This is a genomic window from Microbacterium sp. NPDC056736 (genome assembly GCF_042790415.1).
Lineage (GTDB): Bacteria > Actinomycetota > Actinomycetes > Actinomycetales > Microbacteriaceae > Microbacterium.
This window is the reverse complement of record NZ_JBHTZE010000006.1, coordinates 229,367-244,892: the sequence shown is the minus strand read 5'-3', so window position 1 is coordinate 244,892 and position 15,526 is coordinate 229,367. Positions and strand designations below refer to the sequence as shown.

The window sequence follows — 15,526 nt, the reverse complement described above, 5'->3', positions numbered from 1 at the left end:
TGTCGTCCATAATGCAGAAGGAGCCCACGAAAGGTCAAGGCCTTGACTTCACAATCCCTGCTGACGCCGACGACGCTGCGTCGGGCGAGCCTGGACGCGGTGCTCGGCTTCGCGTGGGATGCCGAGGCCTTCACCTCGTCCGATGTGATCGACAGCACCGGGCTGACCCGGTCGACGGCCATCGACGTCGTCGACGAACTCGTCCGGCGTGGCCTCCTGGCCGAACTGCCCAACGCGAGGGCCGCCGGGGACTACCGCAAGGGGCGCCCTGCCCGCCGGTTCGCGTTCCGTTCGGACGCCGCCTGCGTCGTGGGACTGGATGCGGGCCGTGCCCACCTCACGGCGACCGTGGCCGACCTCCGCGGCGAGGGCCTCTCGGTGCGCCACCTCGACGTGGCTCCCGAGGAGGATTCCGCCGAGGCCCGGCGGCGCGACGCCGCACGGGTCGTCGACGAGGCGCTGGCGGCGGCGGGGCGCGGGCGGTCCGCCGTGGCGGCCCTGTGCGTCGGCGTGCCGGCGCCGGTCGACCGCGCAGGCGCCTCGCCGCCCCACCGCGACGACTTCTGGCGGCGCATGAACCCCGACTTCGCCGGGCTCTTCGGGGCGTGGGCGCCGCTGGTGCGCGTCGAGAACGACGCGTCGCTGGCCGCGGTCGCCGAGCGCGCCGTCGGGGCGGCGGTCGGATACGACGACTTCGTCACGCTCCTCGCGGGCGACCGCCTCGGCGCCGGCGTGTGGGTGGACGGCCGGCTGCTCCGGGGTGCGCACGGCGGGGCGGCCGAGATGGTGGCGTTCGACCACGTCGCAGGCGTCGAGGGCGCCTGGGGCCTCGGCTATCGCGCCGCAGCCCTGGCGCGCGAGGCGCTCGCCGCGGGCGCCGTGCCCGCCGGCAGCGCGCTGCGACGGCTCGCGCACGCCAGGATCGACGGCAAGGCGGTGCTGACGCTGGCGGCGGGGGGCGACGAGGCGGCGCTCGCGATCGCGCGGCAGGTCGGCGAGACGCTCGCCGTGGTGGCCGGCGTGCTCGGCAGCTTCTTCGACTCGCGCCGCATCATCGTCTCGGGCGCGGTCGCCGAAGGCGCCGGCCCCGTGATCGAGGCCGCGCGCGCCGCACTCCCGCGCGAGCTCGACCTGCCTGTCCCCGAGGTGGTGGCCTCGACGCTCGGCGCCGACATCGTCTCGCTGGGCGCGGTGCACGCGGCGATCGAGACGGCCCGCGAGGGGGCGCTCGACCTCCCGGCTTTCGCGGGGTCCTGACCGTCAGCCGGCGGCTCCGCCGGCACCTGCGACCGTTGGTGCGCCGGCGTCGGAATCGGGGCGGAGCCGCGCCCACTTGGTGACCACCCGCGCCGGTCGGACGCCCTCCCAGTCGTCCAGCTGGTCGGCGAAGTGCGGCGATCCCGGGTGCCCCGAGGCGCCGAACGGGACGCTCCACAGGCTCTGCTCCCGGTCCGCCAGGTCCCACGCCCAGCGCGCGACCGAGCCCCGCCAGCTGCGCTCGGTGACGCCCGAGGTGGAGCCGGTGCACCGCACCGTCTCGCCGTCTCCCGACATCGGGATGTCGAGCCCCGCCCCCGGAGCCATGACGTACGGGACGCCGGCGAGCGCATGCGTCGGCAGCAGCCGGTGCATCTCGCCCCACGCGGGCGCGACGGATGCCTCCTCCCACGCCTCGGTGACGATCGACGGCACCTCCTGCGCGAGGGCCGGATGCCGCAGCAGACGCGGCAGCGCAGCGGGCACCTGGACATCCGCGCCGACCCACGCGTCGAACACGCGGCCGAACGGGTGCGGTGCGCGGAGCGGGGCCAGCGCCGGATGCGCGGCGACGCGGCGGGCGACGCCGGACCGCCAGGCGCCGTAGCGGCCGGCGTCGGCGGAGGAGGCATCCATCCGCCCGTCCCACGCGCGCAGCTCGTCGAGCGCCGCCGCGGCGGCGGGCGACAGGTCGTCCGGGCGGACAGCGGCGAGGAGACCGGCCATCAGGGAGCCTCCTGCGGTGTCGCCCCAGACCGCGGCGAACTCGGCGACCGCGCGAGGCCGCCGCTCGGCGAGAAGGTGGCGGATGCGCGACGCGCGGTGCGGCGGCGGGTAGGCCCAGCCCAGGTCGATGCGCGGATCGGAGGGGCGCTCGTTGGCGTCGACGACGCTGTCGGTCACCTCCACGGCCGGGACGGCCGGCCGGTTCGGGGCCGGATCCGCCGTGGCGCCGTCGAATGCCCGCCGGCGCCGGCCGGGCGGCCGATCGGGCGTCGCGCCGACGGTGGCCGAGAGCACGACGCCGGTGCGATCGGCCGCCAGGACGCGGTTCACCGGGTCGACCCACGACGAGAAGGCGCCGATCACGTCGACGGCGGTGCGCGCGCGCAGCAGCGGCAGCAGCGCCCGGGCCCCCACGTCGGCGCCCGCCCGCGCGGGAAGGCGCACGCTCCAGCCGATGAGCTCGCCGTCGCGTCGGCTCAGCTCCGACACCACCGTGCCGCGCTCGGTCTCGATCGCCTCGACCTCGACCGCCTCGGCTCCGCGAACCCGCACCAGCGAGCGCCGCACGTCGGCGGGGCGCCAGCCCCGGGGGCCGAGGGCGTCGTACCCGTCCCCGGTCGGGCGCAGCCGCTCCCGGAACACGTCGACGCTGTGCGCCATCGCGTTCGTCACGCCCCACGCGGCCTCGCCGGTGTGGCCGAAGTGCTGCACGCCGGGCACCCCGGGAAACGTGAGGCCGACGACGTCGAACTCGTCGCAGGCGAGCCGCACCTGCTGGTACACGCCGGGCAGCTCGAACGTGCGGTGCGGGTCGCCGGCGAGGAGCGGCATCCCGCTGCCGGTCCTCGCGCCGTGGAGCGCCCACGCATTGCTTCCCGAGGTGGGCACCGCCTCCTCGCCGAGGTCTCCGTAGCCGGCGAAGACATCGACCCACTCCTCTCCGAGGGTCGCCGCGACGTGCTCGCGCGACAGCAGCACCGGCAGCGGCGAGAACAGCGCATGAGCGGCGTGCAGCACGCCGAGCGGATCGTGGTCCTCCCACGGCTCGAGGGGGCGGGCGTCGGTGAACGCCTCGTCGAGGCTGCGGAACTCGGCCGCCGCACCGCCCGTTGTCGCCATCCCGCGCCGGACGCCCGAGGCGTACCGGCGGACGAACTCGGCGCTGTCGGGATCGAGCCGCGCGTACGCGCGGCGGGCGGTGTCGTCCAGGCGCGCACGCCGCGCGAACACGTCCCACGCGATCCCCGCCTCCCCGATCAGCTCGGACATCCTGCCGGACGCGCGCAGACGCGCCACCTCGATCTGCCAACCGCGGTCGCGCGCGGTCACCTCGCCCTGGGCCTCGGCCAGGTCGCCGACGTCGCGCGCGCGGATGTGGGGGATGCCGAGGGCGTCGCGGAAGACCTCTGCCATCACGTCAGACTCGCACAGCCGCGGAGGTCCTCGGCCCTCGCGGGCCGATCTCTCTCGCAGGGGCGCGGCGCCGCTGGGGCGCGTTAGCATCGGCACCGACGGAACGTGCGTGAGGAGAGCAAGGCGTATGAGCCTGGACGAGATCGACCCCACCCGTGCGCCCTCGGGCGAGGGCTGCGCCGACTGCGACGCCGTCGGCGGCTGGTGGGTGCACCTGCGGCGGTGCGCGGTGTGCGGCGGGATCCGATGCTGCGACACCTCGCCGGCGCAGCACGCGACGGCGCACTTCCGTTCCACCGGGCATCGCTACGTCCGCAGCTTCGAGCCGGGGGAGAGCTGGTTCTGGGACTATGTCGCCGGGGACTACGTCGACGGGCCCCCGCTCGCCCCGCCCGAGGCTCGCCCGCTGACCCAGCCGACGCCCGGACCGGCGGGCAGGGTGCCGGCCGACTGGCGCACGCTGATCCACTGACGATCGAGGGGTTCATTACATGGGTGGTTCGAGCATGACGCAGGCCGATCTCGAGCGGATGATGAAGCCGCCCCTCACCGATGCGCAGTGGAGTCGTCTGCTCGCGTTCGGCGAGCCGCAGGAGGTCGCCGAGGGCGAGTACCTGTTCGAGGCGGGCGACCTCGACTACGACCTGATCCTCGTCGACTCCGGCGAGATCGAGCTCGTGCGCGTCTCCTTCGGGTGGGTCGACGAGACGCCGATCGGCCGGATGGGGCCGCGCAGCTTCGTCGGCGAGCTGGGGCTGCTCAACGGCCAGGGCGCGTTCCTGTCGGCGCGGGCGTCGGTCGCGGGACGGATGCTGCGGGTCAGCCGCGCCCGGCTGCGCCTGCTGATGGCCGAGGACGACGAGCTGTGCGACATCGTGCTGCACGCGCTGTGGGCGCGGCGCGAGATGCTGCGTCGCGGGCCGGCGGCCCTCACGCTGAAGCTCGTCGGCCCCCGCTCGTCGCGAGAGTTCATGACGCTTCGCCGGTTCGCCGAGCGCGTGGACCTCGTCCATACCGCGATCGAGCTGCCGCCCGGCGACCTCGGACCGCTCGGCGAGCACGGCATCACGCTCGACGACCTCCCGGTGGCCTTCATCCAGGGCGAGCCGATGGCGCGGGCCACTCCGGGCGCCGTCGCCGAGACCCTCGGGCTCAGCTATCAGGCCCGCGCCGACGAGGTCGTCGACCTGGTGGTGATCGGCGGCGGACCGGCGGGCCTGGCCGCGGCCATCTACGGGGCATCCGAGGGCCTCAGCACCGTGCTGCTGGACGCCGTCGCCCCCGGCGGCCAGGCGGCGGCGACCTCGCGCATCGAGAACTTCCTCGGGTTCCCGTTCGGCGTGAGCGGCGGCGACCTCATCGGTCAGGCGTCCCTCCAGGCGCTGAAGTTCGGCGTCCGCGTGTACGCGCCCTGCGAGGCCGTCGACCTCCGCCCCGCGGGCGACGACCTCGACATCACCCTCACCGACGGCCGGGTCATCCGCGCCCGTACTGCGATCGTCACGTCGGGCGCGGCGTATCGCACGCTCGACCTCGACCGCTGGAGCGAGTTCGAGGGCGCGGGCATCTACTACGCCGCGACTCCGCTCGAGCTGCGCCAGGTGTTCGAGTCGCCCGTCGTGGTGGTCGGCGGCGCGAACTCCGCCGGCCAGGCGTCGCTCTACCTCGCCGCCAACGGCTGCCCGGTGCACCTCGTGGTACGGGGGTCGGACCTCGGCACGCGCATGTCGTCGTACCTGGTGGACCGGCTCCTCGAGGAGCCACGGGTCGACGTGCACACCCGGTCGCGGGTCGTCGGGCTCGACGGCTCGTCGTCTCTCGAGCGCGTGCGCATCGACTCCATCGGCGACGTCGAGGCGAGGGGACTGTTCTGCTTCATCGGCGCCGAGCCGGCGACGTCGTGGCTCGCGGACCTCGACCGCGACGCCGACGGATTCCTCCGCACCGGCACCGACGTGTCGGTGCAGTCCCTCGAACGCTGGCAGGGCCTCGGCCGCGAACCGCTGCCGTTCGAGACGTCCGTTCCGCGCGTGTTCGCCGCCGGCGACGTCCGCCGCGGATCGATGAAGCGCGTGGCCGCCGCGGTCGGCGAGGGATCCAGCGCCGTCGCGTCCGTGCACCGGGCGCTCGCGGACCTGCGCTGAGCCCGCGCGAGGGGTTCTCGCGGTACCTGTCACGCGAGGGACTCCCCGCGGCAGGCTGAACGGAGTGGGATGGAGGATGCCGCCGGCGAGCGCTCCGCGGCACGAGGAGGATTCATGCACACCAGGAAGCTCGGCCAGGGCCTGGAGGTCTCGGCGGTCGGCATCGGCGCCATGGGCATGTCGATGAGCTACGGCCCGAACCCCGGCGACCGCGACGACATGATCGGGGTCCTCCGCCACGCAGTGGATCACGGCGTCACCTTCATCGACACCGCCGAGGTCTACGGACCCTACGACAACGAGGTGCTGGTCGGTGAGGCGATCGCGCCCATCCGCGAGCAGGTCGTCGTCGCGACGAAGTTCGGGTGGGACATCGTCGACGGCAGGATGGTCGGCACCGACTCGCGGCCCGAGCAGATCCGCCGCGTCGCCGACGCATCGCTGCAGCGGCTCGGCGTCGAGGCGATCGATCTCTTCTACCAGCACCGCGTCGACCCCGACGTGCCCATCGAGGACGTCGCCGGCGCGGTCGGCGAGCTGGTCGCAGCGGGCAAGGTGAAGCACTTCGGCCTCTCCGAAGCCGGCGCTGCGACCATCCGGCGCGCGCACGCGGTGTTCCCGGTCACCGCCGTCCAGAGCGAGTACTCGCTGTGGACCCGCGACCCCGAGGCCGAGGTGCTGCCGGCGTGCGTCGAGCTCGGCATCGGCTTCGTGCCCTTCAGCCCGCTCGGCAAGGGCTTCCTCACCGGCGACGTCGGGACGGACGCGACGTTCGGCGCCGACGAGATCCGCGGCCGGGTACCGCGCTTCCAGCCCGACAACCTCCGCGCCAACCAGGCCGTCGTCGACGGGGTGCGCGGGGTCGCCGCGGCGCGCGGGGCGACGCCCGGCCAGGTGGCTCTCGCCTGGCTGCTGTCGCGGCATCCGTCCATCGTCCCGATCCCCGGCACACGCCGGCGCGAGCGCGTCGACGAGAACGCCGGGGCGACCGCCGTCGCGCTGTCGGCGGACGACATCTCGACCCTCGACGCGCTCGCCGCAGCCGTCGCGGGCAACCGCTACGACGACGCCGGCATGGCTATGGTCGGACTCTGAGGGGAACGGAAGCGAGACACATGAGCGCGGGCACACAGACACCGACAGCCGAGGACGCATCGTGACGGCGTGGGATGCCGCGGATCTCCGCCGCATCGGCAGCGCCACCGAGCTGCGCATCTCGTCGCGCCGGCCGGACGGGTCGCTGCGGCCGCCGGTGACGATCTGGCACGCAGCCGTCGGCGACGCGCTCTACGTGCGGTCCGCCCACGGCCCCGAGAACGGGTGGTTCCGACGCGCGCTGCGCGCGGGCGTCGGGCGGGTGGCGGCGGGCGGCGTGGAGAAGGACGTGACGTTCTCGCTCGCCGACCCCGCGGTGAGCGCCGAGCTGGATGCCGCGCTCCACGCGAAGTACGACCGCTACGGCGTCGCGTACGTCCGGCCGATCACCGGACCGGATGCCGCGGCCACGACGCTGGTGGTCATGCCCCTCTGACGCTCCCGGGGGCATCCGCTCCGGCGGCGGTCGCATCGGCTGCGGCGAATTCGGCGGCCTGCGTGGCGGCCCAGGACGCGAGGAGCTTCAGGGCGTCCGCGGAGGGCGAGTCGGCCGGGGCGGTGTACACGTTCAGCACCAGCCCGGGCTCGCTGGGGAGCTCCATGGATTCGTAGTTCAGATCGAGATCCCCGACCACCGGATGGTGCAGCCGCTTGAGGCCGCTGCGGTGGAACTTCACGTCGCGGGACGCCCACCGCTCGCGGAAGAGCTCGCTCTGCGTCGAGAGCTCCCCGACCAGCCGGATGAGTTCGGGGTCGTGCGGGCTGCGACCGGCCTCCATGCGGAGCATCGCCGCGGAGTCGTGCGTGATCTGGTCGTAGTCGCGCCAGAAGTCACGGGCCGCCGGATTGAGGTACGCGAAGCGCGTGGTGTTCACCGGCCGGCGTGGATCGTCGAAGACGGGTGAGTACAGCGCGCGGGCCAGGAGATTGGCGGCGAGGATGTCGTGCCGGCCGTTGCGCACCCACGCCGGTGCCTCGGTGAACGCGTCGAGCACCTGTCGCACGGCGGGCCGTACGACCGACGGCGCGCGGCGGGCCGACCTGCGGGCGGGCCCGGCGGCGCGCGCGAGATCGAACAGGTGCTGCCGCTCCGCCTCGTCGAGCTGGAGGGTGCGCGCCACGGCGTCCAGCACGCCTTCCGAGGCACCCGCGAGGTTGCCGCGCTCCAGGCGCACGTAGTAGTCGACCGAGACGCCGGCGAGCATCGCCACCTCTTCGCGGCGAAGGCCCGCGACCCGCCGGTTGCCGCCGTAGGCCGGCAGGCCCGCCTGCTCGGGCGTCAGCCGCGCGCGGCGCGAGCTCAGGAACTCCTTCACCTCCGCACGGATGTCAGCCATGCATCCACGCTACGGGGCGGCGCACGGCGGTGACAGGCTCTGGCAGTGTCCGTCAGCCGAAGCCGTTCGAGATCTGCACCGTGACCAGCTGGTCGAAGCCGAGGGTCGTGCCGGCCGGCGGGTCGGTCGCGACCACGGTGTTGCCGGTCTGGGCCGAGTCGACGTATTCGACGGCCACGTTGTCGAACCCGGCGTCACGCAGCGCGGACATGGCGAAGTCGACCGCCGACCCGGCGACGTCGGGGACCGTGCCCTCCGTGGGAGCCTGATCGGGCGGCGCGTCGTCCGACGGCGTGACCTGCGAACTGCCGGTGCCCGGGATCCACGGGACGTCCACCCCGAAGACGTTCTGCGCGACGAGCGAGGCGAAGAACGCGAACACGGCCACCGCCAGCACGGCGATGAGGGCCCAGAGCGCACGGACCGCGCCCGGTACGGGTTGGCTCGTGCCGCCGCCGTCAGGGGACGGGCGGACGACCGGCGGCGACGGCGCCGGGGGAGTGACCTCGTGCGGAGGCGAGCCGCCGCCGGAGCCGCCGGAGCCGGCGCCGCCGCCGTCCGGGCGTGGGGCCGGCGGGGAGGGTGCAGGCGGGACGTCGCGTCCGGTCTCCTTCCCGACAGGGGCGGCGCCGTCGAACAGGCGCGTCTCCTTGCTTCGGAGGAACAGCACGGGTGTGCCGATCTCGGAGCTGCTGGCGGCGGCGTCGATCGCCCGGCGCGCCGGCCCGATCGCGGCGTCGATCGATGCGCCGTTGGCGATTCCCGTGTAAAGGCTCCGGCTGAACGCGATGGCAGCCGCGTCCGTGATCTCGAACTGCATGCCGACGACAGCGGGGATGTCGAACTCCAGCAGGCGCGTCGCGACTCCCGAGAACGGGTCGACGATCGAGGTGCGGGCGCCCTCGCAGGAATTGAGGACGACGAGTCGAAGGCTCCGCTCATCCTGGAGCATCGTTCCGAGTCGCTGGCCGCTGACGTCGTCCGCACGTCCCTGCGGCGTCTCGAGCACGAGGATGCCGGCGTCGGTCTTCTCGTCGTACGCCCCGTGCCCGATGTAGTGCAGCACGTGGACCTCGTCGGGCTGGGCGATCCGCTGCTCCAGCTCGGCGATCGTCGCCCGTTCCAGCCAGGTCAGCTCTGCGCGGCCGCTCCGCAGCAGCGGCCCGAGCGCCTCCTCGAGGTTGCGGCGCTCGCGTTCGGAGTCGAGCTGCGCGTAGCCGGAGGGGTGGCTGATGATCCCGAGGATCCGCAGCGGTCCGGTGAGCGGGGGAGGCTTGTGCGCCGACGGCAGATCGAGGGTGCGCACGAGAGGGGTCCGCTCCGACTGCGCGATGAAACGCGGATGCCGGTACATCAGCTCCCACGGAAGCCGCATGAGCTCGGGGGCGCCCGAGAGGCGCAGGGTCAGCCGCATCCCTCGGTCATCCTTCGCATCCGCCCGCGACTGGGCCGCCTCGTAGAGCGCGCCGACGCGGTCGGTCATCACGGCGTCGAAGAGCCGTGCCCCGAACGCCCGCATCTCTTCGTCCCGGTCGGGGTTCGCGCTTCGGCTGCGGACGAGGCCGACGCGCTGCACGAAGGCGTGAAGCTCCTCGTCGGTGAAGGGACGCGAGAAGGTGCCCGTGGTGGCGGGGCCGTCGCTCGAGGTCACGACGACGCGGTAGGTCCCCTCCTGCTCGCGGTCGAAGCGCAGCTCGAGGTCGTCGAACGTCAGGCGCGACGCGGTCATCGTCTCTCCCCGTCCGTGGCGCGGATACCCGAATGATGCACCCTCGGCGGGGTCGGCACCAGAGGGCCTCACGCCGCGGCCGCGGGCGTCGTCACCACCCGCTGCGCGTCGGGGTGCGGCCTTCGCGGGCGTCGTCGGGCATCGCCATCTCGGCCCGCAGACCCAGCAGGCGGATAGGGCGCCCGGGCTCGATCTTCGCCACGAGCTCGAGCGCCCGCTCCACGACGACCGCCCGGTCGGACGTGGTGGGGATCTTCTTCGTGAACGTCTTCGTCAGGAAGGGCGCATAGCGCACCTTGAGCCCGAGGCCGACGACGGGTCGGTCGTCGCCGGCCACCTCGTCGAGCACCTGATCCAGCAGCCGGCGTGCGGCATCCTCGATCTCCTGCGGGTCGACGATATCGACCTGGAAGGTCGTCTCCTTGCTGTGTCCGCGCGCCACCCAGGGGGTGTCGTCCACCACCGCTGAGCCGTCACCGCGACCCAGCTGCCGGTACCACGGGCCCATCTTCGGCCCGAACTCGCCCGCCAGCGCGCCGGGGTCCGCGACGGCGAGCTGGCGGACCGTCGTCACGCCCAGGAGCGCGAGCCGCTTCGACACCTTCGAGCCGACGCCCCACAGTGCGGCCGTCGGCTTGTCGCCCATGACCTCGAGCCAGTTCTCCGCCGTGAGCCGGAAGACGCCCCGCGGCTTGCCGAAGTCGGTCGCGTTCTTGGCCCGCACCAGGGTGTCGCCGATGCCGACGCTGCAGTGCAGTCGGGTGCGATCGAGCACCGCCGCCTGCACCCGTCGTGCATAGGCCTCGGGGTCGGTCGTCGTGACCCCCATGAACGCCTCATCCCAGCCGAGCACCTGCACCACCGCGCCGGGCTGTTCGCGGAGCGTCGCCATCACCTCGTCGGACGCTGCCAGGTAGGCCGGGGCATCGACGGGCAGGATGACCGCGTCCGGCACCTTGCGGGCGGCGATGCGCAGCGGCATCCCGGATCCGACCCCGTACTGCCGCGCCTCGTACGACGCCGTCGACACCACCGCCCGCTCGGCGGGGTCTCCGCGACCGCCGACGATCACGGGCTTGCCCGCCAGGGTGGGGTTGCGCAGCACTTCGACGGCGGCGATGAACTGATCGAGGTCGACGTGCAGCACCCAACGACCGCCCCTCGCGCCGTCGCTCATGACCCCGCCTCCGCAGACCCGCGCATGAGACGAGACTAGGCGGCGCGGCCGACAGCGTCTGCGGTCTCGCAGAGTCAGCCCAGTGTCGCGATGAGCCGTTCGGCGGCGGCGCGGGCGGTCGCGGTGCCCGTGGCCGCCGAGGCGATGTCGCTCAGGAAGACGTTGTGCAGGGCGATGCCGACGACGCCGTAAGCGACAGATGCGCAGGCGCCCGCCTCGGCGCCGGGATACTCCGCCGTCAACAGCACTTCCAGGGCCTGATGCGTGCCCTGGTAGGCAGATACGAGGAGTCCCGCGAGCACGGGGTCCGAGCGTGCGGCTTCCACGAATCCGAGCACGACGGCGTTCTCGTTGCCCGGCGCGGCGAACTCGGCGCTGAACAGGAAGTCGAGGGCGCCGGCGATGTCGCGCGTCCCGACAGGGAGGATCGACTCGCCCTCGGTGTCGTCGTAGTAGAACCGGCGGGCGCTCTCGCGCAGGAGCTCCTCGCGGTTGCCGACGAAGTGGCGGACGTGACCGCGAGACATCCCCGCCTCCTCGGCGATGCGCTCGAGGCTCGCGCCGGTGATGCCGTGCGCGGCGATGGTGCGGATCGTCGCGTCGACGATCTGCCGCGTGCGCTCCTCTGCGACGGACGGTCGGGCCATCGGAACCTCCATTTCGCCTCGGACACGATCCTAGTCGATTTATTGTCTAGTCAGACTTGACTAAGAACACCTGAATCCCTACCGTTGCTTCCATCAGCTCGAAGAGGAGTCACCCGTGCCGGAGATCGTGCATGTCGGACCAGCGCCCGTCAGCCCCGCCGCCCGCGAGAGCTGCGTGCGCATGCGCGACGGCGTGCGGCTCGCGACCGACGTGTACCTCCCGGGCGCACCCGCCGTCCCCGACCACAATCCCGGTGACACCGTTCTGATCCGGCTGCCCTATGACAAGAGCGGCGAGTACACGTTCATCCCGCTGATCGCCGAGTACTTCACGGCGCGCGGCTACCGCGTCGTCGCGCAGGACGTGCGCGGCAAGTTCCGCTCCGAGGGCGACGCGCTCCTGTTCGTGAACGAGGTCGACGACGGCTACGACACCATCGACTGGATCGTGCAGCAGCCCTGGTCGAACGGCCGCGTCGCGATGTGGGGCGACAGCTACTACGGCTATACGCAGTGGGCGGCGGTCGTGTCGCAGCATCCCGCGCTCAAGGCCATCGCGCCGCGCGTGACCGGCACGATGCTCGGTGAGCCCGTGCGCGTCGTGCCGGGGGAGCGCACCCGCCGCGTCGAGTGGGCGATCACCTACCTGTACCCCCTCACCTACTTCCACTCGCAGGATGCCTACTTCTGGGACCTCGACCCCTCGCGCCGGCCGTTCAGTGCGCAGGCCGAGGAGGTCGTCGCGCAGCTTGGCGCCCGCTCGCTCTCGTACGACCAGTGGTACCCACGTGCGGTGCATCTGCCGCGCTTCCCCCTGCAGAGCCCGTTCGACGCCCGCCCGGTGCCGACCCTCCACACGATCGGTTGGTGGGACAACTGCGCGCCGCTCTCTTGGGCCGACGTCGCCGAGATCGAGCAGCGACCGGCGTGGGCGCTCAACCACTTCCTGCGGATCGAGTCGATGGACCACGAGTCCTACTACCTCGACGACCCCGCCTCCGCGCGCACGGAGGAGCGCAGTGACGAGCAGATCCGTTCGGAGCTGGAACGGATGCTGCAGCCCGCGGTCGACTTCTTCGAGGTGTTCGTGCGGGGCCACGGCCAGGCATCCGACATCCCGCGGGTGAGCTGGAATCTCGCGGGTACGCCGGGGATGCGTCGAAGCGACACCTGGCCGCCCTCGGGCGCATCGGCACGCACGCTGTACGCCACGCCGGAAGGCGGTCTGTCGCCCGACATGCCGGATGGCTCCGCCGACCTCGAGTGGCTCCACGACCCCGACGACCTCGTGCCGTCGAGTGTGCCGAACGCCTTCGCCTTCCTGCTGTATGCGCCCGACGAGTCCGCGCTCGGCGCGCGGGCCGACGTGCTGTCGTTCACCACAGAGGTCTTCCAACGCGACGTCGACCTCGCGGGGCCGGTGCGGGTCGCGGCATCCGTGTCGTCCGACGGCCCCGTCATGGACGTCTTCGCCCGGCTGCTTGACGTGGCACCGTCCGGCAGTGCCCTGCGCATCGCCCGTGGTCAGGTGCATGTGACGGATGCCGGTGACCCGGCGCCCGTCGACATCGATCTCGGCCAGCTCGGGTATCGCGTGCGGGCGGGGCACCGACTGCGCCTGCTCGTGCACTCGAGCGACTTCCCCGAGTTCATCCCGCAGCCGGGGACGGGAGAGGAGCCGTGGGGCGCGGTCGGCACCGCGGTCAACCGGCAGCGCATCACGCTCGGCGGCGCGGAGCCGTTGCGCATCATCCTGTCCGTTCTGCCCGACGCGCATGCCGAGGAGGCCCGCTCATGAATGACCCCGTCCTGGAATTCGCCTTCGAGATCCGCGTCGACATCGAGCCGCACCTGCGGATCGGGCGCAGCGCCGACGAAGAGCTGACGTTCACTCCGATCTCGGGCGGCACGGTGGCAGGTCCGCTGCTGCGCGGTGAGGTTCTGCCGGGCGGGGGCGACTGGGCAGTCGAGCGCTCCGGCACGGCGCAGCTGGAAGCCCGCTATCTGCTGCGAGCGGACGACGGCGCCGTGATCGACATCCTCAACCGCGGCTACTACCGTGCGTCGGCCGACGTGACGGCCCGGGTGGAGTCCGGCGAGAACGTGCCGGAGGAGGAGTACTACTTCCGCACTGCGCCGGTGTTCCAGACGGATGCCGCACCCCACCGCTGGCTGGCCGAGCACCAGTTCATCGGGCTCGCGCGCGACGAGGACGGCCAGGTGTGCGTCCGGGTCTTCGTGGTGCGCTGATGCCCCACCGCCTTGATCGCGCCGACGACGTCGCGATCTGTGGTCCTGCGGGACCGACCCGAAAGGAAACGAGATGAGAATCCGAGGCAAGGCCGCCGCGGTCGCCGCAGCAGGCGCAGCGCTCGTGCTGCTGGCGGGATGCACCCCCCGCGACACCGAGGCGTCGCCGACCGGCGACGCGACCTCCGGCCCGATCGAGCTGGTCGACGCGCTTCCCGCGGCCACGACGGCGGTCGACGAGGTCACCTGGGCGCTCGTCGAGGGCGAGCCGCGCTCGCTCGTACCGGGCGCCGACTACAACTTCGTGCAGCCCAACCTCTGCGACAGCCTGTTGCGCGTGCAGCCCGACTTCACGGTCGAGGCCGGAATCGCCGAGAGTGCGGACTGGGTCGACCCCGTCACGTTCGTCATCGACATCCGGCCTGGGGTGACCTTCTGGGACGGCACCCCCGTGACGCCCGAAGACGTCGTCTACAGCCTCGAACGGCATCACTCCGACGTCACGTCGGCGTTCTACGGGGCCTTCGTCCTCGTCGCGCCCGACGGCATCGAGATCACGGGCGAGAACCAGGTGACGGTCCGCTTCGTCGCTCCCGACTCCACGTTCCGGGACGCCCTCTCGGGCGGCGCGGGGGCCGTGCTCAGCAAGGCCGTGAGCGAGGCCCAGGGCTCGGCGCTGGGCACCTCGGGAGGCGAGCTGATGTGCGCCGGCCCGTTCGAGCTGGAGAGCTGGACACCGGGACGTGAGATCGTGCTCACCGCCAACGAGGAGTACTGGGACGGCGCCCCGCTCGTGAAGCAGCTGACCTTCCGGTTCATCCCCGACGGCACCACCCTCACCAACGCGCTCCTGGAAGGCGAGGTCGACGGCGCGTTCAACGTCGCCCCGGGCAGCCGTGAGGCGTTCGCGTCCTCCGACACCGGGCGCCTGGTCATCGGTCCGTCCACCGCGTCGTTCTCGTTCGGCCCGACCCGCGAGTCCGGTGCCGGAGCGAACCCGATGATCCGTCAGGCACTCAGCCTCGCGATCGACCGCGAGCAGTACATCGCCACCGTGCTGCACGGGCTCGGCCAGCCCCAGAGCACGTTCGTCGCACCGTTCTCGTGGTCGGGCTCGCCCGCGGCGGCGGACTATCAGGACGGGTACGACGATCTCGAGGCGCCGCGCGTGGACCTCGATAGCGCGAAGAAGCTCGTCGAGGAATCCGGCGAAGACACCTCCGTGCCGCTGCGGATCGCGATCCCCGCAGGCAACAAGGAGCTGTCCCAGACTGCCGCCATCGTCCAGAGCGCCGCCGAGCAGATCGGCCTGACCGTCGAGATCGACGAGCGGCAGGCGGCCGACTTTGGCGCGATCTTCCTGCCCGATCCGGGGCCGCGCGAGAACATCGACTTCGTGGCGACGAGCGGCTACACCGAGACTCCGGGAGTGCTCACCTACCCGCAGCTGTTCGTGCTGCCGCCCGACCAGGGGGGCATCTTCAACTGGAGCGGCTACGCCGTGCCCGAGGTGGTCGCGGGGGTCCAGGCCGCCCGCACCACACCCGACCCCGTCGCGGCTGCGGAAGCCTACATCGCGGCGCAGGAGGTTTTCGCTCCTGATCAGCTGCAGGTGACCCTGGCAGGCTCGTACCACACGGCGTTCCTGAGCAACGAGCTCACCGGGATCGTGACGTCGGTGGCCGCCTACGCGAGCCCCTGGGCGCTGCGCCTCGGCGGCGAGTGACCGCCGTCAACGGGAACGGGAGGGG

13 protein-coding genes are annotated in these 15,526 nt (G+C 72.6%); 8 read left to right on the top strand and 5 right to left on the bottom strand.

Annotated features, from left to right (window positions below; genetic code table 11):
* Positions 1 to 42: 42 nt before the first annotated feature.
* Entirely contained in the window at positions 43 to 1,257 is a 1,215-nt protein-coding gene (locus ACFRAL_RS13715) for an ROK family protein (protein WP_378883799.1), read from the top strand.
* 3 nt (positions 1,258 to 1,260) lie between these two features.
* Here ACFRAL_RS13715 and ACFRAL_RS13710 read toward each other — a convergent pair whose 3' ends face one another.
* Entirely contained in the window at positions 1,261 to 3,396 is a 2,136-nt protein-coding gene (locus tag ACFRAL_RS13710; protein ID WP_378883796.1) for a penicillin acylase family protein, read from the bottom strand.
* Between the two features lie 127 nt (positions 3,397 to 3,523).
* Here ACFRAL_RS13710 and ACFRAL_RS13705 point away from each other — a divergent pair, with 127 nt between their 5' ends.
* The 4 genes from ACFRAL_RS13705 (at position 3,524) to ACFRAL_RS13690 (ending at position 7,071) form a co-directional block, all read left to right on the top strand.
* Positions 3,524 to 3,868 carry a UBP-type zinc finger domain-containing protein gene (locus ACFRAL_RS13705; protein WP_336394655.1) on the top strand — a complete coding sequence of 115 codons (345 nt, stop codon included), beginning with the start codon at positions 3,524 to 3,526 and terminating at the stop codon, positions 3,866 to 3,868.
* Between the two features lie 34 nt (positions 3,869 to 3,902).
* Positions 3,903 to 5,540, top strand: a complete 1,638-nt coding sequence (locus tag ACFRAL_RS13700) for an FAD-dependent oxidoreductase (RefSeq protein ID WP_378883792.1) — start codon at positions 3,903 to 3,905, stop codon at positions 5,538 to 5,540.
* Positions 5,541 to 5,654: 114 nt separating this feature from the next.
* Positions 5,655 to 6,635 carry an aldo/keto reductase gene (locus ACFRAL_RS13695; RefSeq protein WP_378883789.1) on the top strand — a complete coding sequence of 327 codons (981 nt, stop codon included), beginning with the start codon at positions 5,655 to 5,657 and terminating at the stop codon, positions 6,633 to 6,635.
* A 61-nt stretch (positions 6,636 to 6,696) separates the two neighbouring features.
* Positions 6,697 to 7,071, top strand: coding sequence for a DUF2255 family protein (locus ACFRAL_RS13690; protein ID WP_378883786.1), 375 nt, complete (start codon positions 6,697 to 6,699; stop codon positions 7,069 to 7,071).
* On the opposite strand, the gene ACFRAL_RS13685 is transcribed toward ACFRAL_RS13690, so the two are convergent.
* From ACFRAL_RS13685 to ACFRAL_RS13670, 4 genes are all read right to left on the bottom strand, one after another.
* Positions 7,058 to 7,972, bottom strand: a complete 915-nt coding sequence (locus ACFRAL_RS13685) for a helix-turn-helix transcriptional regulator (RefSeq protein WP_378883783.1) — start codon at positions 7,970 to 7,972, stop codon at positions 7,058 to 7,060. The genes ACFRAL_RS13690 and ACFRAL_RS13685 overlap by 14 nt on opposite strands.
* A gap of 52 nt (positions 7,973 to 8,024) precedes the next feature.
* Positions 8,025 to 9,701: a CHAT domain-containing protein gene (locus ACFRAL_RS13680; RefSeq protein WP_378883780.1), complete on the bottom strand. Its 1,677-nt coding sequence runs from the start codon at positions 9,699 to 9,701 to the stop codon at positions 8,025 to 8,027.
* A gap of 91 nt (positions 9,702 to 9,792) precedes the next feature.
* The gene (locus tag ACFRAL_RS13675) at positions 9,793 to 10,878 is read right to left on the bottom strand and encodes a DNA polymerase IV (RefSeq protein ID WP_378883777.1); all 1,086 of its coding nucleotides are present in this window, start codon (positions 10,876 to 10,878) and stop codon (positions 9,793 to 9,795) included.
* 74 nt (positions 10,879 to 10,952) lie between these two features.
* Positions 10,953 to 11,525, bottom strand: a complete 573-nt coding sequence (locus ACFRAL_RS13670) for a TetR/AcrR family transcriptional regulator (RefSeq protein ID WP_378883774.1) — start codon at positions 11,523 to 11,525, stop codon at positions 10,953 to 10,955.
* A 115-nt stretch (positions 11,526 to 11,640) separates the two neighbouring features.
* Between ACFRAL_RS13670 and ACFRAL_RS13665 the strand changes: the two genes are divergently transcribed.
* From ACFRAL_RS13665 to ACFRAL_RS13655, 3 genes are all read left to right on the top strand, one after another.
* Positions 11,641 to 13,323: a CocE/NonD family hydrolase gene (locus ACFRAL_RS13665; protein WP_336394663.1), complete on the top strand. Its 1,683-nt coding sequence runs from the start codon at positions 11,641 to 11,643 to the stop codon at positions 13,321 to 13,323.
* A complete protein-coding gene (locus ACFRAL_RS13660; protein ID WP_378883770.1) occupies positions 13,320 to 13,775 on the top strand; it encodes a DUF3237 domain-containing protein in 456 nt (151 codons plus the stop codon). Before ACFRAL_RS13665 ends, ACFRAL_RS13660 begins: the two co-directional genes overlap by 4 nt.
* A gap of 73 nt (positions 13,776 to 13,848) precedes the next feature.
* A complete protein-coding gene (locus ACFRAL_RS13655) occupies positions 13,849 to 15,501 on the top strand; it encodes an ABC transporter substrate-binding protein (protein ID WP_336394665.1) in 1,653 nt (550 codons plus the stop codon).
* Positions 15,502 to 15,526 lie beyond the last annotated feature (25 nt).

Bases quoted from the DNA above. Each gene is read 5' to 3' on its own strand.
- ACFRAL_RS13705 (WP_336394655.1), top strand. From the start codon at position 3,524: ATGAGCCTGGACGAGATCGACCCCACCCGTGCGCCCTCGGGCGAGGGC.
- ACFRAL_RS13660 (WP_378883770.1), top strand. From the start codon at position 13,320: ATGAATGACCCCGTCCTGGAATTCGCCTTCGAGATCCGCGTCGACATC.
- ACFRAL_RS13700 (WP_378883792.1), top strand. From the start codon at position 3,903: ATGACGCAGGCCGATCTCGAGCGGATGATGAAGCCGCCCCTCACCGAT.
- ACFRAL_RS13670 (WP_378883774.1), bottom strand. From the start codon at position 11,525: ATGGCCCGACCGTCCGTCGCAGAGGAGCGCACGCGGCAGATCGTCGAC.
- ACFRAL_RS13695 (WP_378883789.1), top strand. From the start codon at position 5,655: ATGCACACCAGGAAGCTCGGCCAGGGCCTGGAGGTCTCGGCGGTCGGC.
- ACFRAL_RS13685 (WP_378883783.1), bottom strand. From the start codon at position 7,972: ATGGCTGACATCCGTGCGGAGGTGAAGGAGTTCCTGAGCTCGCGCCGC.
- ACFRAL_RS13680 (WP_378883780.1), bottom strand. From the start codon at position 9,701: ATGACCGCGTCGCGCCTGACGTTCGACGACCTCGAGCTGCGCTTCGAC.
- ACFRAL_RS13710 (WP_378883796.1), bottom strand. From the start codon at position 3,396: ATGGCAGAGGTCTTCCGCGACGCCCTCGGCATCCCCCACATCCGCGCG.
- ACFRAL_RS13655 (WP_336394665.1), top strand. From the start codon at position 13,849: ATGAGAATCCGAGGCAAGGCCGCCGCGGTCGCCGCAGCAGGCGCAGCG.
- ACFRAL_RS13675 (WP_378883777.1), bottom strand. From the start codon at position 10,878: ATGAGCGACGGCGCGAGGGGCGGTCGTTGGGTGCTGCACGTCGACCTC.